The organism is Pseudomonas sp. SW-3 (assembly GCF_016615645.1).
Classification (GTDB): Bacteria; Pseudomonadota; Gammaproteobacteria; order Pseudomonadales; family Pseudomonadaceae; genus Aquipseudomonas; species Aquipseudomonas mandelii.
The window spans coordinates 1019907-1045328 of the sequence record NZ_CP067098.1; the positions used below are offsets into that span (position 1 = coordinate 1019907).

General features: G+C 57.5%; 21 protein-coding genes and 1 pseudogene. 11 read left to right on the top strand and 11 right to left on the bottom strand.

Annotated elements, in window-relative coordinates:
- Positions 1–280 precede the first annotated feature (280 nt).
- Positions 281–1864 (top strand): peptide chain release factor 3, encoded by a 1584-nt coding sequence (locus JIO00_RS04420; protein ID WP_010463432.1) that lies wholly within the window; start codon positions 281–283, stop codon positions 1862–1864.
- On the opposite strand, the gene JIO00_RS04425 is transcribed toward JIO00_RS04420, so the two are convergent.
- Positions 1861–2094: a hypothetical protein gene (locus JIO00_RS04425; RefSeq protein ID WP_234452936.1), complete on the bottom strand. Its 234-nt coding sequence runs from the start codon at positions 2092–2094 to the stop codon at positions 1861–1863. The two genes, JIO00_RS04420 and JIO00_RS04425, sit on opposite strands and share 4 nt — an antisense overlap.
- Positions 2095–2241: 147 nt before the next feature.
- On the opposite strand from JIO00_RS04425, the gene JIO00_RS04430 reads away from it, so the two are divergent.
- From JIO00_RS04430 to JIO00_RS04445, 4 genes are all read left to right on the top strand, one after another.
- Entirely contained in the window at positions 2242–3627 is a 1386-nt protein-coding gene (locus JIO00_RS04430; RefSeq protein WP_200667738.1) for a DUF6002 family protein, read from the top strand.
- Positions 3624–4676 carry a hypothetical protein gene (locus JIO00_RS04435; protein ID WP_234452937.1) on the top strand — a complete coding sequence of 351 codons (1053 nt, stop codon included), beginning with the start codon at positions 3624–3626 and terminating at the stop codon, positions 4674–4676. The genes JIO00_RS04430 and JIO00_RS04435 overlap by 4 nt, the downstream gene beginning before the upstream one ends.
- Positions 4669–5853, top strand: a complete 1185-nt coding sequence (locus JIO00_RS04440) for an MFS transporter (RefSeq protein ID WP_077747404.1) — start codon at positions 4669–4671, stop codon at positions 5851–5853. The genes JIO00_RS04435 and JIO00_RS04440 overlap by 8 nt, the downstream gene beginning before the upstream one ends.
- Before the next feature lie 179 nt (positions 5854–6032).
- The gene (locus JIO00_RS04445) at positions 6033–6272 is read left to right on the top strand and encodes a hypothetical protein (protein WP_200667739.1); all 240 of its coding nucleotides are present in this window, start codon (positions 6033–6035) and stop codon (positions 6270–6272) included.
- A 177-nt stretch (positions 6273–6449) separates the two neighbouring features.
- Here the strand turns inward: JIO00_RS04445 and JIO00_RS04450 are convergent, their stop codons facing one another.
- The 8 genes from JIO00_RS04450 to JIO00_RS04485 form a co-directional block, all read right to left on the bottom strand.
- On the bottom strand, positions 6450–7430 hold the full coding sequence (locus tag JIO00_RS04450; RefSeq protein WP_010463420.1) for a peptide ABC transporter ATP-binding protein: 981 nt from the start codon (positions 7428–7430) through the stop codon (positions 6450–6452).
- Positions 7430–8398: an ABC transporter ATP-binding protein gene (locus JIO00_RS04455; protein ID WP_010463418.1), complete on the bottom strand. Its 969-nt coding sequence runs from the start codon at positions 8396–8398 to the stop codon at positions 7430–7432. Before JIO00_RS04455 ends, JIO00_RS04450 begins: the two co-directional genes overlap by 1 nt.
- 10 nt (positions 8399–8408) lie before the next feature.
- Positions 8409–9338 carry an ABC transporter permease subunit gene (locus JIO00_RS04460; protein WP_370654429.1) on the bottom strand — a complete coding sequence of 310 codons (930 nt, stop codon included), beginning with the start codon at positions 9336–9338 and terminating at the stop codon, positions 8409–8411.
- A 7-nt stretch (positions 9339–9345) separates the two neighbouring features.
- Positions 9346–10356 carry an ABC transporter permease subunit gene (locus JIO00_RS04465; RefSeq protein ID WP_038978933.1) on the bottom strand — a complete coding sequence of 337 codons (1011 nt, stop codon included), beginning with the start codon at positions 10354–10356 and terminating at the stop codon, positions 9346–9348.
- A gap of 72 nt (positions 10357–10428) precedes the next feature.
- Complete coding sequence (locus JIO00_RS04470; RefSeq protein ID WP_077747406.1) at positions 10429–12024, bottom strand: ABC transporter substrate-binding protein; 1596 nt, start codon at positions 12022–12024, stop codon at positions 10429–10431.
- A gap of 78 nt (positions 12025–12102) precedes the next feature.
- Positions 12103–13521 (bottom strand): OprD family porin, encoded by a 1419-nt coding sequence (locus tag JIO00_RS04475; protein ID WP_010463411.1) that lies wholly within the window; start codon positions 13519–13521, stop codon positions 12103–12105.
- 172 nt (positions 13522–13693) lie between these two features.
- Complete coding sequence (locus JIO00_RS04480; protein ID WP_010463409.1) at positions 13694–15295, bottom strand: ABC transporter substrate-binding protein; 1602 nt, start codon at positions 15293–15295, stop codon at positions 13694–13696.
- A gap of 307 nt (positions 15296–15602) precedes the next feature.
- On the bottom strand, positions 15603–17228 hold the full coding sequence (locus JIO00_RS04485; protein ID WP_083375031.1) for an ABC transporter substrate-binding protein: 1626 nt from the start codon (positions 17226–17228) through the stop codon (positions 15603–15605).
- A 1084-nt stretch (positions 17229–18312) separates the two neighbouring features.
- On the opposite strand from JIO00_RS04485, the gene JIO00_RS04490 reads away from it, so the two are divergent.
- Positions 18313–18681: a DUF6124 family protein gene (locus tag JIO00_RS04490; protein ID WP_200667740.1), complete on the top strand. Its 369-nt coding sequence runs from the start codon at positions 18313–18315 to the stop codon at positions 18679–18681.
- A 219-nt stretch (positions 18682–18900) separates the two neighbouring features.
- Here JIO00_RS04490 and JIO00_RS04495 read toward each other — a convergent pair whose 3' ends face one another.
- Positions 18901–19617, bottom strand: coding sequence for an SIMPL domain-containing protein (locus tag JIO00_RS04495; protein ID WP_010463403.1), 717 nt, complete (start codon positions 19615–19617; stop codon positions 18901–18903).
- A gap of 343 nt (positions 19618–19960) precedes the next feature.
- On the opposite strand from JIO00_RS04495, the gene JIO00_RS04500 reads away from it, so the two are divergent.
- From JIO00_RS04500 to JIO00_RS04515, 4 genes are all read left to right on the top strand, one after another.
- Positions 19961–21223, top strand: a complete 1263-nt coding sequence (locus JIO00_RS04500; protein WP_010463401.1) for an ATP-binding protein — start codon at positions 19961–19963, stop codon at positions 21221–21223.
- Complete coding sequence (locus JIO00_RS04505; protein WP_200667741.1) at positions 21216–21776, top strand: response regulator transcription factor; 561 nt, start codon at positions 21216–21218, stop codon at positions 21774–21776. The genes JIO00_RS04500 and JIO00_RS04505 overlap by 8 nt, the downstream gene beginning before the upstream one ends.
- A 96-nt stretch (positions 21777–21872) precedes the next feature.
- On the top strand, positions 21873–23600 hold the full coding sequence (locus tag JIO00_RS04510; protein ID WP_010463398.1) for an ABC transporter ATP-binding protein/permease: 1728 nt from the start codon (positions 21873–21875) through the stop codon (positions 23598–23600).
- Positions 23601–23852: 252 nt separating this feature from the next.
- On the top strand, positions 23853–24599 hold the full coding sequence (locus JIO00_RS04515) for a FadR/GntR family transcriptional regulator (protein WP_010463396.1): 747 nt from the start codon (positions 23853–23855) through the stop codon (positions 24597–24599).
- Between the two features lie 42 nt (positions 24600–24641).
- Here the strand turns inward: JIO00_RS04515 and JIO00_RS04520 are convergent, their stop codons facing one another.
- On the bottom strand, positions 24642–25040 hold the full coding sequence (locus JIO00_RS04520; protein WP_154503065.1) for a hypothetical protein: 399 nt from the start codon (positions 25038–25040) through the stop codon (positions 24642–24644).
- Positions 25041–25164: 124 nt separating this feature from the next.
- On the opposite strand from JIO00_RS04520, the pseudogene JIO00_RS04525 reads away from it, so the two are divergent.
- A pseudogene (locus JIO00_RS04525) lies at positions 25165–25347 on the top strand (FCD domain-containing protein); the annotation flags it as partial.
- Positions 25348–25422: the final 75 nt, after the last annotated feature.

Here is a 25422-nt window from a genome sequence, read left to right on the forward strand (position 1 = left end):
GAAGCAGCTCTTCATGCTGATGCAACCGCATGAGATCGAGCCATAAGCGCAGCCTCGTCAGGCTAACTTGCAGGTTTTTCAAACCCTGCTACGAGAGCTGTAACAGGGGAGTGGACGTCTGCACCTTTTAAAAGGTTCCATAATTAGCAGCAATTAGCCACCCTTGATCTCCCTTTGGACCTGTCGATCGCCATGGGCGAGAGGGCGAACGGTGGTCCGTGACGGTCGGTTTGCGCTATACTCGCCGCCCTTTTTTGAATCACCTGCCAGGCGATTTCCCATGACCAAACAGGCCGCCGAAGTCGCGAAACGCCGCACTTTCGCCATTATTTCCCACCCCGATGCCGGTAAAACCACCATCACCGAGAAGCTCTTGCTGATGGGCAAGGCGATTGCGATTGCGGGCACGGTGAAATCCCGTAAATCCGACCGCCATGCCACCTCCGACTGGATGGAAATGGAAAAGCAGCGTGGTATCTCGATTACCACGTCGGTCATGCAGTTCCCATATCGCGACCACATGATCAACCTGCTCGACACCCCGGGCCACGAAGACTTCTCCGAAGATACCTACCGCACCCTGACGGCGGTGGACTCGGCCTTGATGGTCCTCGACGGCGGTAAGGGTGTAGAGCCTCGGACCATCGCGCTGATGGACGTCTGCCGTCTGCGTGACACGCCGATCGTCAGCTTCATCAACAAACTCGACCGTGACATCCGCGACCCGATCGAACTGCTAGACGAAATCGAAGCGGTCCTGAAGATCAAGGCGGCGCCGATCACCTGGCCGATCGGTTGCTACCGTGACTTCAAGGGCGTTTATCACCTCGCCGACGATTACATCATCGTGTACACCGCGGGCCACGGCCACGAGCGCACCGATGTCAAAATTATCGAGAAGCTCGACTCCGACGAAGCTCGCGCGCACTTGGGCGATGAATACGATCGCTTTGTCGATCAGCTGGAACTGGTGCAGGGCGCCTGTCACGAATTCAATCAACAGGAATTCCTCGACGGTCAGCTGACGCCGGTGTTCTTCGGTACTGCCCTGGGCAACTTCGGTGTCGATCACGTGCTCGATGCCGTGGTCAACTGGGCGCCGAAACCGTTGGCCCGTGTTGCCAACGAGCGTACCGTCGAGCCAGTCGAAGAGAAATTCACCGGCTTCGTGTTCAAGATCCAGGCGAACATGGACCCTAAACACCGCGACCGTATCGCCTTCATGCGTATCTGCTCCGGCAAGTACGAAAAAGGCATGAAGATGCGCCACGTGCGCACCGGCAAGGACGTGCGGATCGGCGACGCGCTGACCTTCTTCTCCTCCGAGCGCGAGCAACTGGAAGAAGCGTTTGCCGGCGATATCATCGGCCTGCACAACCACGGCACCATCCAGATCGGCGACACCTTCACCGAAGGCGAAGCCCTGAGCTTCACCGGTATCCCGCACTTCGCCCCGGAACTGTTCCGTCGCGTGCGCCTGCGTGATCCGCTGAAATCCAAGCAACTGCGTCAAGGCTTGCAGCAATTGGCAGAAGAGGGCGCCACCCAAGTGTTCTTCCCCGAGCGCAGCAACGACATCATCCTCGGCGCCGTCGGTGTGCTGCAGTTCGATGTGGTGGCCAGCCGCTTGAAAGAGGAATACAAGGTCGAGTGCTCTTACGAGCCGATCACCGTCTATTCCGCTCGCTGGATCGATTGCGACGATAAGAAGAAATTCGAGGAGTTCCGGGTCAAGGCCGTGGAAAACCTGGCGGTCGATGGCGGTGGTCACCTGACGTACCTGGCGCCGACCCGGGTCAACCTGGCGTTGATGGAAGAGCGCTGGCCGGACGTGAAATTCCGTGCGACGCGTGAGCATCATTAAACGCTGAGTTGCAAAATCAAAAGCCCCGGTCGCGAAAGCGCCGGGGCTTTTTCATGCCCGACACAATTCCCTGTGGGGGCGAGCCGGCTCGCGATGGTGGTCAGGACGCCACGGGTTATCAGGCGGCCCGCATTCTCGTTGACGTCTTTCGCGAGTGCTGGCCGGACGTGAAATTCCGCAAGGCGGGCGAACATCATCAAGCGATGAGTCAGTACGCGTACGTCAGGCATTTCTGTAGGCGTTTTTACGGAGTTCTGTAGCTGGGCTCTGCTTTTTACTTCTCTAGTCTTTTACGCGAGACATGGAAGTCGTTGACGTCTAGCTTTCGGTGGACATTTCGCAAGTAGCGACTTTCCACGAGCAGGAGCACAAGACAAATGGACGTAATGAAAACCGATGCGGCTGCACTGACAACCCAACGACCTCTGACTCCCATTTCTGTCATCGAACGTTACTACGATCTGATCGTCAGCAGTGCTCCCTGTTTCGAAGTCAGCATCCGTGACGACGCTTTTGAGCCTTCCATGAAGCTGCCCGAAATGGAGCCGCGAATGCAGGCCTTCCTTTCTGTCGCCACTGCGCAATTTTTTGAGATGGGCCGTTACCGAGGTATGCCGTTGCGTTTGTTCGACCTGAGGCAAAACGCAAATACTCAAACCACAAAGACCTTTGCCTCGACGCTGATCGTTGCGCGCGCCATTCGCCATATTCAGGATACCGGCGACAGTATTGTGTTGTTTTCCCCCTCATCCGGAAACAAAGCCATCGCTCTACGTGATGCGGTTCTACGGGCACTTAAAAACAAGCTGGTCCACCCAGAGCAGTTACGCATTGTCACGCTGACGCCTGCCCTGACGACTGAAAAGTTGCGTAGATCCGAACTTTACGACGATCCTCGATTGCGTGCTTTGAATCCTGTGTTCGTGCTGGGTACTGAGTCGCCGGAAGCAGTAAAGGTTGTTGGTCAACAGTTCAAGGATCTCTTCAATCGTCGTCCATTGGGTGATTCGAAGTTGTGGCATTCCCTCCGGCTCGAGAACTACCGGTTTTCTGATCAAGCCCGGGCTTTTTTTGATTTTGAGTATGGTGACGCCTGGGACACTGACCGCAAGACCGTGCATGTGCATGCTGTGTCGAGTGCTTATGGTCTTCTGGGATATTGCTCAGGTGTGGACGTGATGAAGCGTCACGGGACACAGGTTTCCACTCCGTCATTTTTGTTGGTTCAACATCTCGCAACCAGCGACATGGTTCTGCACTTGCTCGACGGAAATTTTGAGGGTGCTTCTGCTCCACGCTATAAGCAGGGGGCCGACGGTTTATGGGTGCAGTCGGAGTCTGCGCACTTTCCTGCCACAACATGGAGTCTAGACGAAGTACTCGAACACACTTTTTATACACACCTGCCACCTACCGCAGTGGAAATGACTGCGCGGGTCAGGGCCAATGGCGGCTCGGGGATAGTCGTTTCGCTTCATGAGTGCATGCAGCGCTACAGTGAATGCGCTCAATTTCTCGCGAATACGCCCGTCAGCTTGCCAGCCGATCCTCGTGATCTGAAAGAGTGGTCATTGGTGATGGCCATGACAGGTTGCCTGAATGCAATTGATCGACAACTACTTGAGGGTATGGACGGTTGCACCATCCACGCGTCGGGCACCTATTGCGGGCGGGATTTTGAAGGCATTCCCACAGAGGGTTTGTCTTTTATTGATAGTGCTGAAGAGATGATGGAGATCCTTCGCAGCCCTTGTAATCCATGAGCTTTGATCCTCACGTGATCAGCAAAGCGCTCTGCCATTTTCGCGTCTATCGGGGCGACTCCAGAGCTGGAGAATCGGCATGCCTGGTTTATGCAGGAGTGGCGGAAGGTTTGGTTTATATCGCACCGTTTGTGGCGCAGTGTTTTTTTGAGAAGTCGTATATAGAGCAGGAAGGAACTCTGGAGTGGCACCAGCTTGAGGGTTTCATAAAGCAGGATCAAACCGACTTGTACTTGTTGATGGCTCCCTTGGAGGTCATTCAGCAATACCGGCAGCCTGGCGATATTGTTGGCGTGAGCAGGATTCACCAGCAAGTTGATGTTTCAGCTGGATGGCAGCAGGTACTGAGCCAATTCTCCCATCGAGAAAACAAGCGTCGCACTCAATTGGCCGGACAAGGTTTTGATTTCGATGTGTCGTTTGAAGATAAAGACTTCTTTGCGTTCTATCGGTCGATGCACGTCCCGACAATGAGCGCCCGTTACGGGTGTTTTGCGCGAAGCGTGCCGGAGCAAGTGGCTTATCTCGACTTATTTAAACAAGGCGTTTTGTTTCGAGTTCATTTAAAGGGTGAGTGGGTGGCGGGCAGTATTTCCCAGATTAATGAATCGACACGCACCTTGAATGCGCGGTTGATCGGAGTGAAGGAGGGAGCCGCCGTCTACCGGGCCAATGGAGCGCAGAATTATGTCTACCACGCGATCCTTGAGTGGGCATCCGACCATCCAGCGATTGACTGTGTCGACTTCCAGGGCTGCGAGCCATTTCTGAGCAAAGGAACATTCCAGTACAAGAAACGCTTTGGGACGACGGCAGTTGTTCCTGAAAACGCATTCGGTCAATGGCGGTTGTTGATTCGAACAAGGGCGCTTTGTGTGTCCACCAGACACTTTCTGATCAATAACCCTTTACTGGGTCTGGATGCCGAGGGGCGGTTACAAGCGCAATATTTTTTTGATGCAGAGCATGAGGTTCGCTCGGATATTCCTTTCGCTTCAAAGGGCATCCAAAGCGAAGTAAGGCGCAACCTGGATCAATGGGATGACTGATCGGTACATTTACCCGATTCGGCTCAGTGGCTATTTCTGCCCAATGGCCTGGGTGCTTGCTGCGTTGATTTTTATCAGCCGTTTGAGCGCCATGGTGAAGCTGTTCATGGCGTTGTACCTGCGTCAGGCGTTGGCGTTGCCGATTGAAACCGTTGGATGGTTGTTGTCCGGGTACGGAGCCGGCTTGTTGATAGGGTCGATGGGGGGAGGACTGCTGAGTGAGCATTTCCCGACGGCTCGACTCACTGCCGCGCTGTTTTTTGTTTCAGCGTGGATTTTGGTCTTGTTGGGACTGGTTACAGATGTGCTTTTGTTGGCAGGTCTGCTTCTGTTCAGCGGGGTACTTGATGGTGCGATTCGCACCCTTCATCAGCGGTTGATCATGGAGTATTGCGAGGTTGCACAGCGGACTCGCTCGCAGTCATTGAACCGTGTTGCCAGCAATTTGGGCATGGCAGTTGCCGGAGTGGTGGGTGGCGTCCTGGCGCAGACGGATTTTCGTTGGGTATTTTTTCTCAGTGCCGCCATGTCTCTGCTGGCCTTGGTCTGGTTTGTTCGGGCGACACATCAGCGAGATATTCTGAGGCAGGATGAGGACTCTGAGGGGGCTTCAGGTTCTTGCGTACCGTATCGCGACAAGCCTTTCCTCTGGCTGTTGGGGGCCTCAGTCTTGCTCGGTCTTGCCTTTGAGCCGGTCTACAGCATGTTGGGCAACTATTTACTTGATTACTATCGGTTGGGTGCTGAAGTCATTGGTTGGCAATTTGCGCTCAACGCAGTGCTGGTGGTGGTACTGCAAATCCCGATATCTCATTGGAGCGAGCAATGGAGCGCACGCTGGCGGCTGCTGGCAGGCAGCATTTTGCTGGCCTGCGGGCTTGGCATGTTGCCCTTGGGCGCCGGTGTGTTTTATCTCTGCCTCTCGACCGCTATCTGGACGCTTGGCGAAATTCTCTTCATGCCTACTTTGAACGTGATGGTCATGAAGCGCGCACAAGCGGGTAAAAGCGGGCACTACTTTGGTCTTTTCTCAATGTGTTGGAGCGCGAGTGTGCTGCTTTCTCCGACGCTTGGAGGCCACCTTTATGGCCACTTTGGTGGGCATAGTGTCTGGCTTGGGTGTGCGGCCTTGGCGATCTTGTCCATGCCACTGGTTTGCCAGGCAACTCGCAGATAGCTCGCGTAATTTAGCTGATCTGGTTATAGGCATTATTCAAATCCGTTCTCCCCACCCACTGCATTTCCCGCGCATCGTTAGAGTCCTATCTGGAGAACCCAACCTGCCCCATCGGGACCGGATGTCTACCAGTGCCGTCGGGCCACCACGTTTCACCTGCGATAAGGATGGAATCAGCCATGAGCATTTTTCAACGCATTGTGTTGTTGCTGAAAGTTTGGGTAGTGCTGTTGGTTGGCATGTCAGCGGCCTGGGCGGAATGCCCGGACCATGGTGAGCAGGCTTCGAGTGGGCAGGTGACGCACACTGGGCTGATGATCGCCGCGTCCGAGTCGGAGCCAGGCGACAAAGGGCAGGGCGGCAGTGCGGACGATGACGACTCGACCACCGAGGATCCCGATGAGGATGAGGGGGCTTAAGTAGCAGGCAAAAGAAAACCCCTTTTCCCCCGACTGATGCGCAGCCAGGGAAGAAGAGGTTTTTGAACAGGTCGCTTATCCCTGTGGGAGCGAGCCTGCTCGCGAAGGCGATATTCCAGTCAACATCTAAGTCGACTGAGAAAACGCTATCGCGAGCAGGCTCGCTCCCACAGTTTGTTACGCGGCGCCGTCGAGGAACTGCTCGGCGTAGTGGCAAGCCACCTGACGGCTGTCGAGCAGGCGCAGGGCCGGCTCTTCGGTGCTGCAGCGCTCGGTCGCGTAAGGGCAGCGCTTGTGGAATGCGCAGCCGGACGGCGGGTTCAGCGGGTTGGGCAGTTCGCCGACGATCTTGATCTTCGGCTTGTTCGGGTCCGGGTGAATGGTCGGGGTGGCCGACAGCAGCGCCTGGGTGTACGGGTGCAGAGGACGCTCGTAGATGTCGTTCTTCGGACCCATTTCCACCGGGCGGCCGAGGTACATCACCATCACGTCATCGGCGACGTGTTGAACCACCGCCAGGTTGTGGGAGATGAACACGTAGGCGGTGTTGAACTCTTGCTGCAAATCCATGAACAGGTTGAGCACCTGCGCCTGAATCGATACGTCCAGCGCCGAGGTCGGTTCGTCCGCGACCAGCACTTTCGGTTGCAGCATCATCGCGCGAGCGAGGGCGATCCGCTGGCGCTGACCGCCGGAGAACATGTGCGGATAACGCTGATAGTGCTCAGGACGCAAGCCTACCTGCTTCATCATCGCCTGTACTTTCTCGCGACGTTCCGAGGCGCTCAGGCTGGTGTTGATCAGCAGCGGCTCGGCGAGTTGATCACCGACTTTCTGCCGAGGGTTCAACGAGGCGTAAGGGCTCTGGAACACCATCTGCACGTCTTTGCGCAGTTGTTTGCGCTGAGCCTTGTCGGCGCCGGCGACTTCCTGCCCGGCGATTTTCAAGGAGCCGGAGGAGGGCTCTTCGATCAGCGTCAGGGCGCGGGCCAGGGTGGATTTGCCGCAGCCCGACTCACCTACAACGGCGAGGGTCTTGCCGGCTTCCAGTTCGAACGACACACCGTTCAGGGCGCGCACGGTCGCATGGCCCTTGAACAGGCCACGGGACACTTCGTAGTGACGGGTCAGGTCGCGGGCGGTAAGTACGACGGCCATTACGCCACCTCCTGATTCAGCGGGTAGAAGCAGCGGGCGAGGCTGTTGCTTTTCGGGTCCAGGGCTGGACGCTGGGCGCGGCAGCTGTCTTGCACATACGGGCAGCGTGGCGACAGCAGGCAACCCTGCGGACGGTCATAGCGACCGGGAACAATGCCCGGCAACGTGGCCAGGCGCGTGGCACCCAGGCTGTGCTCCGGAATCGCCTTGAGCAGCGCTTCGCTGTAAGGGTGTGCCGGAATGTCGAACAACTGAGGAACCTGACCCACTTCAACCGCCTGGCCGGCGTACATCACGCACACACGCTGAGCGGTTTCGGCCACGACCGCGAGGTCGTGCGTGATCAGCACCAGGCCCATGTTCTGCTCTTTCTGCAACGCCAGCAGCAGGTCCATGATCTGTGCCTGGATCGTTACGTCCAATGCCGTGGTCGGTTCGTCGGCGATCAGCAGTTTCGGTTCGCCGGCAATCGCCATGGCGATCGCAACACGCTGGCTCATACCGCCGGAAAGCTGATGCGGGTAGGCGTCCATACGACTGGCGGCGCCCGGGATTTCCACTTTTTCCAGCAGTTCGATGGCGCGTGCGCGGGCCTGCTTGCCGGACATTTTCAGGTGCAGGCGCAGCACTTCTTCAATCTGGAAGCCGACGGTGTAGCTCGGGTTCAGCGCGGTCATCGGGTCCTGGAAGACCATGGCCAGGTCTTTGCCGACGATTTGCCGACGCTGACGGTTGCTGAGCTTGAGCATGTTCTTGCCGTCGAAATTCAGCGCGTCGGCGGTGACGATCCCCGGGTGCTCGATCAAGCCCATCAGCGCCATCATGGTCACGGATTTACCGGAACCCGACTCGCCAACGATGGCCAGGACTTCGCCCTTGTCCACGGTAATGTCGAGCCCGTCGACCACCGGAACCGCGTTCTTGTCGCCGAAGCGAACGTTGAGATTCTTGATTTCTAACAGTGACATTTGAATCTCCTCAGGCGGCGTTCTTGAGTTTCGGGTCCAGCGCATCGCGCAGACCGTCGCCCATCAAGTTGATTGCCAGCACGCTGAGCAAAATGGTCAAACCAGGCAGACTTACCACCCACCAGGCGCGTTCGATGTAGTCGCGAGCCGAAGCCAGCATGGTGCCCCACTCAGGGGTTGGCGGTTGTACACCAAGGCCGAGGAAGCCCAGTGCCGCGGCATCGAGAATCGCCGAAGAGAAACTCAGGGTGGCCTGAACGATCAGCGGCGCCATGCAGTTGGGCAGCACGGTGACGAACATCAGGCGTGGCAGACCGGCACCGGCCAGACGCGCGGCGGTCACATAGTCGCGGTTCAATTCGCCCATCACCGCAGCGCGGGTCAGACGAACATAGGACGGCAACGAAACCACGGCGATGGCAATAATGGTGTTGATCAAGCCAGGGCCGAGGATGGCGACAATCGCCACCGCCAGCAGCAGGGACGGCAGGGCCAGCATGATGTCCATCAGACGCATGATGGTCGGGCCGAGCAGTTTCGGGAAGAAGCCGGCGAACAGGCCCAGAAGGATGCCCGGAATCAGCGACATCACCACCGACGACAAGCCGATCAGCAGGGACAGGCGCGAACCGTTGATCAGGCGCGACAGCAGGTCGCGACCCAGTTCATCGGTGCCGAGCAGGAACTGGATCTGCCCGCCCTCCAGCCAGGACGGCGGGGTCAACAGGAAGTCACGGTATTGCTCGCTCGGGTTATGCGGAGCAACCCACGGCGCGAAAATCGCGCAGAAAATCACCAGCAGCATGAACATCAGGCCGGCAACGGCGCCTTTGTTCTTGGAAAACGCTTGCCAGAATTCTTTGTACGGGGACGGGTACAGCAGGCTTTGATCGACTGTTACCGCTTGATTTTGAGTTGAAGCTGGAGTGGTCATGGTCATGATGATCTCAGCGCTGGTGACGAATGCGTGGGTTGGCAAAGCCGTAGAGGACGTCCACGACGAAGTTCACCAGAATCACCAGGCAGGCGATTAACAGGATGCCGTTCTGCACCACGGGATAGTCCCGTGCGCCAATGGCTTCGATCAGCCATTTGCCGATGCCGGGCCAGGAGAAGATGGTTTCGGTCAGAACCGCACCGGCCAGCAATGTGCCGACTTGCAGGCCGACCACGGTCAGTACCGGAATCAGCGCGTTGCGCAAGCCGTGAACAAAGACCACGCGCGACGGCGACAGGCCTTTGGCGCGGGCGGTACGGATGTAGTCTTCACGCAGCACTTCGAGCATCGACGAACGGGTCATCCGCGCAATCACCGCCAGCGGGATGGTGCCGAGTACGATGGCCGGCAGGATCAGGTGATGCAGGGCATCAAAGAACGCACCGACGTCATCGGCCAGCAGCGTGTCGATCAGCATGAAGCCGGTCCGCGGCTCGATGTCATAGAGCAGGTCGATCCGCCCGGACACCGGGGTCCAGCCCAGGGATACCGAGAAGAACATGATCAGGATCAGGCCCCACCAGAAGATCGGCATCGAGTATCCCGCCAGGGAGATGCCCATCACCCCATGGTCGAACAGGGATCCTCGCTTGAGTGCCGCGATCACCCCGGCCAGGAGGCCCAGGATGCCGGCGAACAACAGCGCGGCCATGGACAGTTCCAGGGTCGCGGGGAATAGAGAGCTGAACTCGGTCCAGACACTTTCACGGGTACGCAGGGATTCGCCAAGGTCGCCGTGGGCCAACTTGCCGATGTAGTCCAGGTACTGGGCATACAGCGGTTTGTTCAGGCCAAGGCGTTCCATTGCCTGAGCGTGCATTTCGGGGTCGACCCGACGTTCGCCCATCATCACTTCCACGGGGTCGCCAGGAATCATGCGAATCAACGCGAAAGTCAGCAAGGTGATGCCGAAGAATGTGGGGATCAATAACCCCAATCGGCGGGCAATAAAACTAAACATCTTGTGTGGTACCTCATCAGCCGGTTAGGCGTGCCCGGCATTCCTGGGTCAGGAATGCCGGTAGTTTCTTATCTACTTCACCTGGGTGGTGGCGAAGTTATTAGTGGTGAGGGGGCTAATGTGATAGCCCTCTACGTTGTTGCGCATTGCGGTAAACATACGGGTGTGCGCCATGTTGATCCATGGCTGGTCCTGATTGAAAACCTCCTGGGCTTGCTCGTAGAGCGCTGCACGTTCCGCCGGGTTCACTTTAGCCCGTGCCTGGTCAATCAGGGTCTGGAATTTCTCATTGCACCAGCGCGCGTAGTTTTCGCCGTTCTTGGCGGCTTCGCAACTCAGATTAGGCGTCAGGAAGTTGTCCGGGTCGCCGTTGTCACCCGCCCAGCCGGCGGAAACCATGTCGTGCTCGCCGTTTTTGGCGCGTTTGAGCATTTCGCCCCATTCCATGACGCGAATGTCGACCTTGATCCCGACCTGGGCCAGGTCAGCCTGCATCATCTGCGCGCCGAGCATCGGGTTCGGGTTGGTCGGCCCGCCGCCGTTCCGGGTGAACAGCGTGAAAACAGTGCCCTCCGGCACGCCCGCTTCCTTGAGCAGGGCGCGAGCCTTGTCCAGATCACGTGGCGGGTTTTTCAGCTCGTGGTTGTAACCCAGCAGGGTGTCCGGGTAAGGGTTGACCGCCACCGTTGCGTTGCCTTTGCCGAACAGCGCGTTGACATAAGCCGCCTTGTCGAACGCGATGTCGATGGCCTTACGCACACGCACATCGCTCATGTATTTGTGCGAGGTGTTCATGGCGATGTAGGAAACGGTCATCGCGTTCATCTCATCAACCTTCAGGTTGGTGTCTTTCTTGATGCTCGGGATGTCATCCGGTTTCGGATACAGCGCGACCTGGCACTCGTTGGCCTTGAGTTTTTGCAGGCGCACGTTGTTATCGGTGGCGATGGCCAGGATCAGCGCATCAGCCGGTGGCTTGCCACGGAAGTAGTCCGGGTTGGCCTTGAAGCGAACCTGGGCATCTTTGTTGTAGCGCTGGAAAACGAACGGGCCGGTGCCGACCGGTTTGTTGTTCAGGTCGCCGGTCTTATTGGCCTTGAGCAACTGATCGGCGTACTCAGCTGAGTAGATCGAGGAGAAGGCCATGGCGACGTCCGCCAGGAACGGCGCTTCGCGACGGGTCAGGGTGAATTTGACGGTGTTGTCGTCAACTTTCTCGACGCTTTTCAGCAGTTCCTTGAAGCCCATGCTTTCAAAGTACGGGAAGCCCACGCTCGACAGTTTGTGCCATGGGTGGTTCGGGTCCAGCTGACGCTGGAAACTCCAGACTACGTCGTCGGCGTTCATGTCGCGGGTCGGCTTGAAGTATTCGGTGGTGTGAAACTTAACGCCTTTACGCAGGTGGAACGTGTAGGTCAGACCGTCCTCGCTGATCTCCCAGGAGTCGGCCAGTGCCGGAATCACTTCAGTGGTGCCGGGCTTGAAGTCGGCCAGACGATTGAAGATGGTTTCGGCCACCGCATCGGCTGTGACTGCAGTCGTGTACTGGACCATGTCGAAGCCTTCCGGACTGGCTTCGGTGCAGACCACCAGGGGTTTGGCCGAGACGCCAACAGCGACACTCAGCAACGCGGCTGCAATGGCCGCACGTAGGGGAAGCATTTTCATCAAGAACCCTCTGCAATCGGTTAAAGGACAAAAGCCGAACGGCCGATTCGTCACTGAATCAGCCGTTCGGCAGGTGTATTACAGAATGTTGAACGGGATGGTGGTCACGAGACGGAACTCGTTGAGGCTGCCATCCGCCTGGTTATCACTGGCGCGGTGAGCGGTGTAGGTCGCGCGGATAGCCGTGGCCTTGAGCGGGCCGCTCTGTACGGCGTATGAAGTACCAATGCCGTATTCATAGTGGGTTTCGCCGTCCATCGACTGCACGCCGTCGTAACCGCCGCCGGCATAGTGAGTACCGTCGATGCCCCAGCCACGAGCCTGGTAGATGTTGAACTTCAGGCCTGGAATGCCGTATTCAGCCATGTTCAGGCCGTAGGCGATCTGGAAGGATTTCTCGTTCGGGCCGTTGAAGTCCGACAGCAGGGAGTTGGCCAGGTAGATGCCGTTGGTTTCGTGCAGGTAGTCGAAGTACTCGTTACCGTTCACTTCCTGGTACGAGAAGGTCAGGCTGTGGGCCTGGTGAGTCAGGCCCAACGACAGGGAGTAGGTGTCGTTGTCGATTTCGCCCAGCAGCTTTTTGCCTTCGTCGACGGTTTTGTAGTAATTCAGGCCGGTGGTCAGGCTCAGTACCGAGCTGTCACCCAGAACGTGGGTGGCGCCGAAGTAGTACTGGTTCCACAGGTCTTCGGCCTGGGTGCCCCACAGGCTGGTGGTCAGGCTGGCGAACGGCGTGTAGGTGATACCGGCGGTGTTGACGTGATCGGCTTCAGCGGTACCGTCGCCGTATTCGGAACGGAATTTGCGCTGGCTCTGTTCGGTACGCGGCGAGTTACGGTCAAAGGTGGCGATGTCGAAAGTCAGGTTTTCCAACTCTTCGCTGTGCAGACTGACACCCTCGAAGCTCGAAGGCAGTGGACGGTTGCCGATGACATCTACTTGCGGGCTGCTGAAGTTCTGGCGACCGGCAGTCAGTGTGGTATTGGAGAAACGCGCCTTGACGTTGGCCAGGCCCAGTTTGCTCCACTGATCAACAGCGTCACCGCCATTTTCAGTCAAAGTACGGTTGTTGCCACGGCCGCCACGACCTGGCTCGGGAGCACCACCGTTACCGGATGCGAGGTCTTTGCGATCGCGGTCCAGAGCAATGGCGTTGTACGCCGCCACTTCGGTGCTGAAACCGACAGTACCCTCGGTGAAGCCCGAGTTGTACTTGATGATCGTGCCTTGAACCCAGTTGATTCGACGGTCAGTCGTACGAGTCTCACCATTTTTACGATAGTTGAGCGTCGCGCCCCGCTTGAACGACTCATTCGCATACCAGTTACGCGTGGAACCGGTGATCGATTGGCCTTCAACAAAGCCGGTGGCTTCGCTTTGGGCGCTTTTCTCTTTCACGGTAACCGGAGTGAAAGCCTGGCTTTGGGTTTCTGCGTAAGCCGAGGCGGTTACGCTGCTGATGGCCAGGGCCAATAACGCGGTGCTGCTCAGTTTCATGGGTGAAGCTCCTTACTTTCTTTTTTTTAATGCCGGTCTTTTTTGGTGATCCGGCTATTTGGTTTAGAACTCATACAAGGCTTCGCAAACGTTTGCTTTATGCCGGATTGGCGAATTACGGCAATACGTTTGCGTGAGGGCGCAATGCGCCCCCAGCGTTCTGGCTAATCGGTTATTGGTCGATACTGACGCCCGAGAACACGTTACGACCGAATGGACTCACCTTGAATCCTTCGATTTTGGCGCTCAACGGCTGGTTAACCGTCGAATGGGCGATAGGCGTGATCGGCACTTGTTGCTTGAGGTAGTGCTGCGCCTGTTTGTAGAGCACGGTGCGCTGGTCGCGGTCGGTGACGACCTTGGCCTGCTTGATGAACTTGTCGTAAGCCGGATCGCACCACATGGAGTAGTTGTTGCCACCAATGGCGTCGCAGCTGTAAAGCGTGCCGAGCCAGTTGTCCGGGTCCCCATTGTCGCCGGTCCAGCCAATCAGGCTGACGTCGTGTTCGCCATTCTTGGTGCGCTTGATGTACTCGCCCCATTCATAGCTGACGATCTTCACTTTGAGGCCGATTTTTGCCCAGTCAGCCTGGAGCATTTCGGCCATCAACTTGGCGTTCGGGTTGTAAGGGCGCTGAACGGGCATCGCCCACAAGGTGATTTCGGTGCCTTCTTTCACGCCGGCAGCCTTGAGCAGTTCCTTGGCTTTTTCCGGGTTGTAGGCAACGTCCTTGATTGTGTCGTCGTAGGACCATTGGGTCGGTGGCATGGCGTTGACGGCCAATTGACCGGCGCCTTGGTAAACGGCGTTGAGAATGCCCTGCTTGTTCACCGCCATGTCCAGCGCCTGACGCACTTCGAGCTGGTCGAAAGGCTTGTGGCGCACGTTGTAGGCGATGTAGCCCAGGTTGAAGCCGGGCTTCTCGATGAGCTTGAGTGCCGGGTCGTTCTTCAACGCGGGAACGTCGGCGGGGCGCGGGCTCAATGTGATCTGGCACTCATTGGCCTTGAGCTTCTGCACCCGCACCGACGCGTCGGTGTTGATCGAGAAGATCAGGTTGTCGAGCTTGACCCGGCTCGGGTCCCAGTACTGCTTGTTGCCGGTGTAGCGGATGTTGGAATCTTTCTGGTAGCTCTTGAAGGCGAACGGGCCAGTGCCGATCGGCTTCTGGTTGATGTCGCTCGGCTTGCCTTCGGCCAGCAGTTTGTCGGCGTATTCGGCGGACAGAATAGCGGCGAAGCTCATGGCGATGTTCTGGATGAACGCGGCGTCGACGCTGTTGAGCGTCATGACCACGGTCAGCGGCCCGGTCTTCTCGACCTTGGCGATGTTCTTGTTCAGGCTCATCCCGTTGAAATACGGGAACTCGGTCGGATAAGCCTTACGGAAAGGTTGTTGCGGATCGAGCATGCGATTGAACGTGAACAGCACGTCATCGGCGTTGAAATCACGGGTCGGCGTGAAGTACTTGGTCGTGTGAAATTTCACACCTTCGCGTAGGTGAAAGGTGTACTTGAGGCCGTCCTCGGAAATATCCCAGCGAGTGGCCAGGCCGGGTACGACGTTGGTGGCGCCTTTTTCAAACTCTGCCAATCGGTTGTACAACGGCTCGGCGGCATCGTTGTCGGTCGATGTCGTGTACTGCGCAGTGTCGAAGCCAGCCGGGCTGCCTTCGGAGCAGAACACCAGGCTGTTATTGGCGGCCTGGCTGATGGAAGTGGCGGCCAACAGGCCGGTGCCCAGCAATGCGGATAAAACCAAGGTATGGCGCATGACGCTCCCTTTTCTTGTTCTCTAAGTGTCTTCAATGAACCGCCGTCCCGTCCGCGGACGTGGAGGCATCACTGAGTTCAAACCATGCCATGCAGCAAAACCGAGAGCCCACGCATGAACTGGTCAGATCCCGACGGTATGAGCCGTGGGTCCGGCAGTAAATGCGTAGAGTCCGAAAGACTTGTGGGAAAAGGCAACGCATCCGACATCACGATGGTCATCCGTGACGGAATTGGATGTAGGCGTTTTCCTACTTTCTCGGCAGATAAAACAACGGCGACGTTAAATACGTCGCCGTTGCAAAACCTTATTTGCTGACGCTGACGCCGTAGAAGGAGTTCAAGCCAAACGGGCTGATCTTGAAGTCCTGCACGTTGTCGCGCATGGGTTGGAACACCGTCGAGTGAGCGATAGGTGTCATTGGAACAGCGTCTTTGAGGACGTGCTGCGCCTGTTTGTACAGTTCGGTGCGCTTGCCCTGATCGGTCGTGCGCTTGGCCTCTTTGACGATGCCGTCGAACTTCTTGTCGCACCACTTGGAGAAGTTGTTGCCCTGCAGCGAGTCGCAGCCGAACAGCACGTTCAGCCAGTTGTCCGGGTCACCGTTGTCGCCGCTCCAGCCAATCAGCATCGCGCCGTTTTCGCCGCCTTTGGAGCGCTTGATGTACTCGCCCCACTCGTAGGTCACGATCTTGGCCTTGATACCGATCTTGGCCCAGTCGGACTGCAGCATTTCAGCCATCAGTTTGGCGTTCGGGTTGTACGGACGCTGTACCGGCATCGCCCACAGGTTGATCTCGGTGCCTTCCTTGACGCCGGCTTCCTTGAGCAGCTCTTTGGCTTTCTCAGGGTTGTACGGCGCATCCTTGATGGTGGTGTCGTAAGACCACTGGGTTGGCGGCATGGCGTTGACGGCCAGTTGACCAGCACCTTGGTAGACGGAGTCGATGATCTGCTGCTTGTTGACGGCCATGTCCAGTGCCTGACGCACTTTCAATTGAGCCATCGGGTTCGGCTGATCGCTGCCCTTGATCTTGTCCATCACGTTGTAGGCGATGTAACCCAGGTTGAAACCAGCCTGGTTAGGCACCTTCAAGGTCTTGTCTTCTTGCAGCGCCTTCAGGTCGGCTGGACGTGGGAACAGAGTGATCTGGCACTCGTTCTTCTTCAGCTTCTGAATACGCACCGACGGGTCGGTGGTGATGGCGAAGATCAGGTTGTCGATCTTGACGTCGTCAGGCTTCCAGTAGTCCTTGTTCCCGGTGTAGCGGATGTTGGAATCTTTCTGGTAGCTCTTGAATACGAACGGACCGGTGCCGACCGGCTTCTGGTTGATGTCGGCGGCCTTGCCTTCCTTGAGCAGCTGGGCAGCGTACTCGGCGGACTGGACGGAGGCGAAGCTCATGGCCATGTTCTGGATGAACGCGGCATCAACTTCTTTAAGGGTGAACTTGACGGTGTGGTCGTCGACTTTATCGATCTTGGTGATGTTGGTATCCATCCCCATGTCGGTGAAGTACGGGAATTCGGTCGGGTACGCTTTGCGGAACGGGTCGTTCTTGTCAATCATGCGATTGAAGGTGAACAGCACGTCGTCGGCGTTGAACTCACGAGTCGGCTTGAAATACGGGGTGGTGTGGAACTTCACGCCTTCACGCAGGTGGAAGGTGTAAGTCAGGCCATCATCGGAGATGTCCCACTTGGTTGCCAGACCAGGAATCACGGCGGTGCCGCCGCGCTCGAACTGGGTCAGGCGGTTGAACATGGTTTCTGCAGAGGCGTCGAAGTCGGTTCCGGTGGTGTACTGGCCTGGGTCGAAACCGGCCGGGCTGCCTTCGGAGCAGAACACCAGGTTAGTCGCAGCGGATGCGAAAGGTGCGGAGGCTAACAAGCCTGCGCCGACTAAAAACGGAATGACCGCGTGTTTAAGCATGTTGGCCTCATGATTTGTTGTCATTTTTGGAATTAGAGGACGACCTCGTGAGCCGTGCCTGCGGATACTTATGCAGGGGCCATACCCATTGCAAGATCCAGAGCGACCACAGGCGTTAAACGGTGGCACGAACGTACCTTAATGTCGCATATGTATAAATTCATGCGCATTTGACCGTTTGCGCAGGGTTTTTTCGGTGCATCTGGCGCACCGCGACGGGGCAATCGGCACGACTTTCGCACCCGGTTGGAGCGAGGTGTTACTTATTTATACCCATCTTTGAGGGGCGTGGATGAGAGGTGTGGGCGTGAATGAGATTGAGTTGTAGTTGGGTGGATAGGTGTTTGTTGTTTAAAGGGTTGTTGTGTCTGTGGGGGCAGATTGTTGCGTTACTGTCTGGCAGTGGACATCTGTGGGGATGATTTGGATCCGGGAGGTGATGGAGGCTACGTGGGAGTGGTGGGTAGTACCGAGGGTGCAACCTGTCTGCTGCTTGCGGTAGCACTATTGGCTGTTTTCCACGTGTTGAGCGTCTTATCCCTGAGCTTTTTATGACGGATATGCATAGGTCAAGTGTTGGCGACGAGCCTGTTTGCCGATCCTTGCTTCCAGATGACCCCGGTCCTCTGTAGGAGCGAGGCTTGCCCGCGAAGGCGGCCTGACAGCCGACCTGTCTCTTTCTGTTGCTCCCGATTGATCGTTCCCATGCTCCGCGTGGGAATGCCGCCCGGGAGGCTCCGCGTTCCATTTTTGTGTGTTGAAAGATGTGTAAAAAACACAGCGATTTCCCACGCATTTTTCAGGTTGCCGGGTAGGAAGCAGTGTCTCTAACCTCTGACTGTCGCTGAAGAACTCAGCGAACGGGTGTGAGAACCTGGGAACAGATATGTATGAATCTAGCGCCAGCATCACCATAATTGCCGCCAGCTATACGCTGCCTGTAATGCTCTATGGCGGCTGTGTGCGGGCGGACTTCGGTCCGGCCGGTTCTCTGTTCCCGGCTTTCTCACCCTGCACATAGCTGCCACCACTTTCCGTGTGAGAAACGAAAAGTGATGGCTCCAAAAATGAACAGGGAAAGCAAATGAGCAAAATTGTCCCCGATCCACCCTTCAACACCACAACCCCCACCGACGAAGCCACCGAAGCCGAAACGCTCCTCAAAGACCGCGAAGCCATAAAACGCGCCCTCGATTACTACCTCGATCCCCCCGATCAATACGCTTCCAGACCCCGCCGTCCCAGCACCATGTTCATGGTCGTCCCGGACATGGACAGCGAAAGTCTCCTGGCACAAGCTTGCGAGTCATTGGCGTCCGCGAGTGTCATGGCCAGTGATTTCGCAGCAAACCTGATCGGCCCGCAGAGAAATACGGTATTGGCGATTCAGAAGATCATCATGCTGGCGGAGTTGGCAGTGAATCGGGCGCTGGATAACGTCGATCCGGCGTAGACCGCGTTATCGTTTTTCGCGAGCAGGCTCGCTCCCACTGGGGGCGAGTGTGTACATGGGTTTTGTGTACGACTCTGATCCCATGTAGGAGTGAGCCTGCACGCGATGACGGTGGATCAATCACCACAAAATCATCAGACAAACCTGCCGGCTTTCCGCCAGGCAACAAAAAACGGCGATCACTTCAGTGACCGCCGTTTCTGTGTACGGGTTATCGAATCAAGGCATCAACACTTCAATCGCGCCATCCGCCGTCATGCTCACCTGGCTGGTGCCGGCCTCAACCTCTGGCGTCACCGGAGCGCCATCCATGCCGGCCGCTTTCATCATCATCGGCCCACGCATGTACGGCTGTGGATAACCGTTGCTGTTCAGGTTCAGGCTGACGATTTTGTAACCCTTGCCACCCAACGCATCGGTTGCCAGCTGCGCGCGGGCCTTGAAGGCGGTGACAGCTTCTTTAAGCAGCGCATCTTCGCTGGCCTTGCGCGTTGGCGTGGCGATGGCGAAGTCCATGCCACCCATTTTCAGGTCGGTCAGCAGTTCGCCGGTCAGCTTCGACAGTGCGGCGAAGTCGGAGCTTTCCATGCGCAGTTCGGCGCGTTCACGCCAGCCGGTGATTTTCTGGCCCTTGGTGTCGTAGATCGGGTAGCTGTTGCGGCTGCCCTGGCGCAGGGTGACTTCCTTGACTTGTTTGGCCTGGGCCAGCGCTTTGTTCATGGTGGTGCTGACGTCGGCGGCGAGTTTGGCCGGGTCGGTGTTCTGTTCTTCGGTGTAGAGGGTCACGATCATCTGATCGCGGGCCACTTCCTGGCTGACTTCGGCACGCAGGGCGATCTGGTTGTAATGAAGTTCGTCGGCGGCCAGGGCCGGGAGGCTGGCGACGGTGCCAACGCTAAGGGCAAGAAGGGCGGCGCTGCGGCGGAAACTGTGCATGAAAACTCCTTGGAGGTGCGCAGGGGTTAAGGTCCGAGCCTGCGTGAAACCATCAGACTCTAACTTTATTGATCCGGTTCGCACAGTTACAACTTCCATACAGATGGAATGGGGGAGACCGTGTCGAGGCCATTCGCGGGCAAGCCTCGCTCCTACAGGAATGTGTCGTACGCCAATCCTTTGAACGACACATTCCTGTAGGAGCGAGGCTTGCCCGCGAAGGCGTCCTTATAGACGCAGCAGAACTTCCTGCCATGTGGCTGTTTGCCGCACTTTTGCCTGCCAGCCCCCGTGCTTGGTTATACTCCGTGCGATCCGCCTGGAGCGCTCATCAGGAGAGCTCATGCTCGCCCCCGTTCAAATCACTTCCGCCACTCGCCAAAACCTTTGGCGGCTGACCTTCATCCGAACCTTGGTACTCGCCGCTCAGGCCGGTTCCGTAGGCCTGGCCTACTGGTTCGATCTGCTGCCGTTGCCGTGGGTGCAACTGGCGATGACCCTCGGCTGCTCGACGCTGCTGTGCGCGTTCACGGCGGTTCGCCTGCGCACCTCGTGGCCGGTCACCGAGCTGGAATATGCCCTGCAACTGGCCTGTGATCTGTTTATCCACAGTGCCCTGCTGTATTTCTCCGGCGGTTCGACCAACCCGTTCGTTTCCTATTACCTGGTGCCGCTGACCATCGCCGCCGTGACGTTGCCGTGGCGCTATTCGGTGATTCTGTCCGGTATCGCGCTGGCGCTTTATACGTTGTTGCTGGCGCGGTTCTATCCGCTGGAAACCTTCCCCATCGCCCGGGAAAACTTGCAGATCTACGGCATGTGGCTGAGTTTCGCCCTTGCCGCCGCCGTCATCACATTCTTTGCCGCGCGCATGGCCGAAGAGCTGCGCCGCCAGGAAGAACTGCGCGCCATCCGTCGTGAAGAAGGCCTGCGCGACCAGCAATTGCTGGCCGTCGCGACCCAGGCGGCCGGCGCCGCCCATGAGTTGGGCACGCCGTTGGCCACCATGAGCGTGTTGCTCAAGGAAATGCGCCAGGACCATCCCGACCCGCTGTTGCAGGATGATTTAAGCGTGTTGCAAGATCAGGTCAAACTCTGCAAAGAGACCTTGCAGCAACTGGTGCGCGCCGCCGAGGCCAATCGACGCCTGGCGGTGGAAATGCAGGACGTCACCGACTGGCTCGACGAAGCGCTGAACCGCTGGCACTTGATGCGCCCGGAAGCCAGTTACCGTTTCCAACGGCTGGGCCAGGGCACGGTGCCACGCATGGCACCGCCGCCAGACCTGACGCAAGCCTTGCTGAATTTGCTCAACAACGCCGCCGATGCGTGCCCCGAAGGGCTGCAAGTGACGCTGGACTGGAATGCCGAGGACCTGACCATCAGCATTCGCGACCATGGCGCCGGCGTGCCGCTGGCCATTGCCGAACAGATTGGCAAGCCGTTTTTTACCACCAAGGGCAAAGGTTTCGGCCTCGGCCTGTTTTTGAGCAAGGCCAGCGTGACACGCGCCGGCGGCTCAGTGAAACTCTACAGTCATGAGGAAGGCGGCACGCTCACCGAGCTGCGCCTGCCCCGTGTCGCCCGAGGAGACGAACATGAGTGACGAGATCCAAGTTGAAGGCGAAGAACTGCCGCATTTGCTGCTGGTAGACGACGACGCAACCTTTACCCGTGTGATGGCCCGCGCCATGGCCCGCCGTGGTTTTCGCGTCAGCACCGCCGGTTCCGCCGAAGAAGGGCTGACCATCGCCCAGACCGACATCCCGGATTACGCCGCGCTGGACCTGAAAATGGACGGCGACTCGGGCCTGGTGTTGCTGCCCAAACTGCTCGAACTTGACCCGGAAATGCGCGTGGTGATCCTCACCGGCTACTCGAGCATTGCCACCGCCGTCGAGGCCATCAAGCGCGGCGCTTGCAACTATCTTTGCAAGCCGGCTGACGCTGACGACGTGCTGGCCGCGCTGCTTTCCGAGCATGCCGACCTCGACACCCTGGTGCCAGAAAACCCGATGTCGGTGGACCGCCTGCAATGGGAGCACATCCAGCGCGTACTGACCGAACACGAAGGCAACATCTCCGCCACTGCCCGCGCCTTGGGCATGCACCGCCGCACGCTGCAGCGCAAACTGCAAAAGCGTCCGGTCCGCCGCTGAACGGACGCTGAACGATTAACGCCAGCCCTCGCGATAACCCGAACCGATCATCTATGATCGGTTCGGGTGTGTTCTTTTCTTTATCGAGCCTTTTCCATGAATCAGAACGCTGAGTATTCCGCGGTCAACGATGCTGTGCGCGGGCAGTTTTTTCGCAAAGTCTGGGCGATGACCACGCCGTATTGGCGCAGCGAAGAGAAGGGCAAGGCCTGGACATTGCTGATCGCCGTGATTGCGCTGTCACTGTTCAGCGTGGCGATTTCGGTGTGGGTCAACAGTTGGTACAAGGATTTTTACAACGCCCTGCAAAAGAAGGACGAAGCGGCTTTCTGGCAACTGATTCTGTACTTCTGCGGGATTGCTGCGGTGGCGATTCTCGGTGCGGTGTATCGGCTCTACCTGACGCAGATGCTGACGATTCGCTGGCGGGCCTGGCTCACCGAGCAGCACTTCGCCCGTTGGCTCGGTCATAAAAACTACTACCAACTGGAGCAGGGCGGTTACACCGATAACCCTGACCAGCGGATTTCCGAAGACCTCAATAGCTTCACCTCCAATACGCTGGGCCTGGGGCTGGGCCTGATCCGCAACGTCGTCAGTCTGGTGTCGTTTTCGATCATTCTGTGGGGCGTGTCGGGCAGCATCGAAGTGTTCGGTTTCACCATCCCCGGCTACATGTTCTGGTGCGCTCTGGTTTATGCCGCCGTCGGCAGCTGGCTGACGCACTTGATTGGCCGTCGTTTGATTGGCCTCAACAACAATCAACAACGCTTCGAAGCTGACCTGCGTTTTTCCATGGTGCGAGTTCGCGAGAACGCGGAAAGCATCGCGCTGTACAACGGCGAACCCAATGAAAACCGCCGTCTGAGCGGGCGCTTCGGGCTGGTCTGGCATAACTTCTGGGACATCATGAAAGTGTCCAAGCGCCTGACCTTCTTCACCTCCGGTTATGGCCAGATCGCAATCATTTTCCCGTTTATGGTCGCCGCGCCGCGTTACTTCGCCGGCAAGATCGAGCTTGGCGAGCTGATGCAAATCAACTCAGCGTTCGGCAACGTGCAGGAGAACTTCAGCTGGTTCATCAGCGCCTACCAGGACTTGGCCGCTTGGCGAGCCACCTGTGATCGTCTGCTGAGTTTCCGCCAGGCGATGACCGACAACGAAGAGCGAGCGCCGGCGATTGATGTGCAGAATTCGGGTACAGCCTTGAAGGTGCACAACCTGGGCCTCGATCTGGCCGACGGTCGTCACTTGCTGACCAACGCCGACATGACCGTGGAGGAGGGCGAGCGCGTCATGCTCAGCGGTCGTTCCGGCAGCGGCAAGTCGACCTTGCTGCGGGCGATGGGGCACCTGTGGCCGGCGGGTCATGGCAGCATTCGTCTGCCGACGGCGCGTTACCTGTTCCTGCCACAAAAGCCGTATCTGCCGATTGGCACGTTGCGCGAGGCACTGAGTTATCCACAGGCCGGCGGGACTTATCCGCACGAGCGGTATGTGCATGTGCTGGAAACTTGCCGCTTGCCGCACCTTGTTGCGCGCCTGGACGAGGCCAATCACTGGCAGCGCATGCTGTCGCCGGGTGAACAGCAACGGCTGGCCTTCGCTCGTGCGCTGCTCTATGCACCACAGTGGTTGTACATGGACGAGGCGACGTCGGCGATGGACGAAGAGGATGAGGCGTCGCTGTATCAGGCCTTGATCGATGAGATACCGGGGTTGAGCATCGTCAGCGTTGGGCATCGCAGCAGTCTGAAGCGTTTCCACCCACGGCATGTGCGCATTGAAAATGGACATCTGGTGGACCAGACCGTGATCGCATAACACCACAATCCGTGTGGGAACGAGCTTTTGTGGCGGGGGATTTATCCCCGTTCGGCGTCGCAGCCGTCGCAAAACCACAGCACTCGGCATACCTGATGCACCGAGGCTGTGGGTTTTGGGATGGCTGCGCCATCCAACGGGGATAAATCCCCGCGCCACAGGTTGCTCTTACAATAGTGGGTGGTGGTGATCGTACAACCGCGTTGAGCTATGATGCGGTTTCAGCCGCAATTTTCGAGACAGACGTTCACCATGGAAAACCCGATCGACGCACCACGCCTCCCTCGCAAGCGCCGCAGCCTCGCACAGGAATTGGTGACGGTGCTGTCCGAGCAGATCCGCGACGGCCACCTCAAACGTGGCGACAAATTGCCCACCGAGTCGGCGATCATGGATGCCCATGGCGTCAGCCGAACCGTGGTTCGCGAAGCAATTTCACGTTTGCAGGCCGCTGGCCAGGTGGAAACCCGTCACGGCATCGGCACCTTCGTGCTCGACACCCCGAGCCCGAGCGGTTTTCGCATCGACCCGGCGACCGTGGTCACCCTGCGTGACGTATTGGCGATTCTGGAACTGCGCATCAGCCTCGAAGTGGAGTCCGCCGGCCTCGCTGCACAACGCCGCAGCCCGGAACAGTTGGCCTTGATGCGCGCCGCGCTGGACGCCTTGAATGAAAGTGCCGCCCACGCCAGTGATGCCGTGGCGTCCGACTTCCAGTTCCACCTGCAAATCGCTCTGTCGACCGGTAACCGCTACTTCACCGACATCATGACCCATCTGGGCACCAGCATCATTCCGCGCACCCGCCTGAACTCCGCGCGCCTGGCCCATGATGATCAGCAGCACTACATGAGTCGCCTGAGCCGCGAACACGAAGAGATTTACGACGCGATTGCGCGCCAGGATTCGGATGCGGCGCGGGCGGCGATGCGTTTGCATTTGACGAACAGTCGGGAGCGGCTGCGCCACGCGCATGAAGAGGCTGAGGCGCAGCGCTGAGAGTTGCGGTTGGTGGGACCCAGTTTTTTTGTAGCGCTTTTGCTAACGCACCACGATGAGACGAAGGGGGTGTGATTCTTTTTTGATCCCGTCAATTTCTACCTCATACCAAAACTCAGCCGTACTTTTGTTAACGATGGGCTCGAGTGTATACGTGGTGATTTTTGAGATGTGCTGCTCGGTGTCTTTAATTTCAATTCCGCCGCGCCATAATTCTTCGTAACCGCTCTCATTGTGAAATTTTATAAAGTATTTGCATCGTTGTCCGCTAGCTTGACCTTTATATTTAACGGCAAGCTTAAAACTAAATTGCTGAATTTCTCCGAAGTTCTTTAGGTAGAGGGTAGTTCCGTCTGTTTCAGGGGCAGTGGGCGCGGCTAATTCTGGTGATACTGGCGATTTTACAGGTTTTTCCACTTTTGTTAGTTCGACAGTGCTCATGGCGAATCTCCATATATAAAAAGTAATTTTGCGATAACTTATCCGCGACATCAGTTCATCAGATGCTTTTAATGTTGGCTACTGTCAGAAATGACAGTTGCGACCAGGGGTCGTTACGCGCTGGACCGCGCGCGTAGCCCATGACGATCAACAGCGCATGAGTCGCCTGAGCCGTGAGCACGAAGAGATTTACGACGCGATTGCGCGCCAGGATTCGGATGCGGCGCGGGCGGCAATGCGTTTGCATTTGACGAACAGTCGGGAGCGGCTGCGCCATGCTCATGAAGAGGCTGAGGCGCAGCGTTAATGCTTTTTATCGCCGATAGCTGAGTTTTGTATAAGTCGCAATATTCCAAAGCGCCGGGTTAATCAGGTGGTGCGT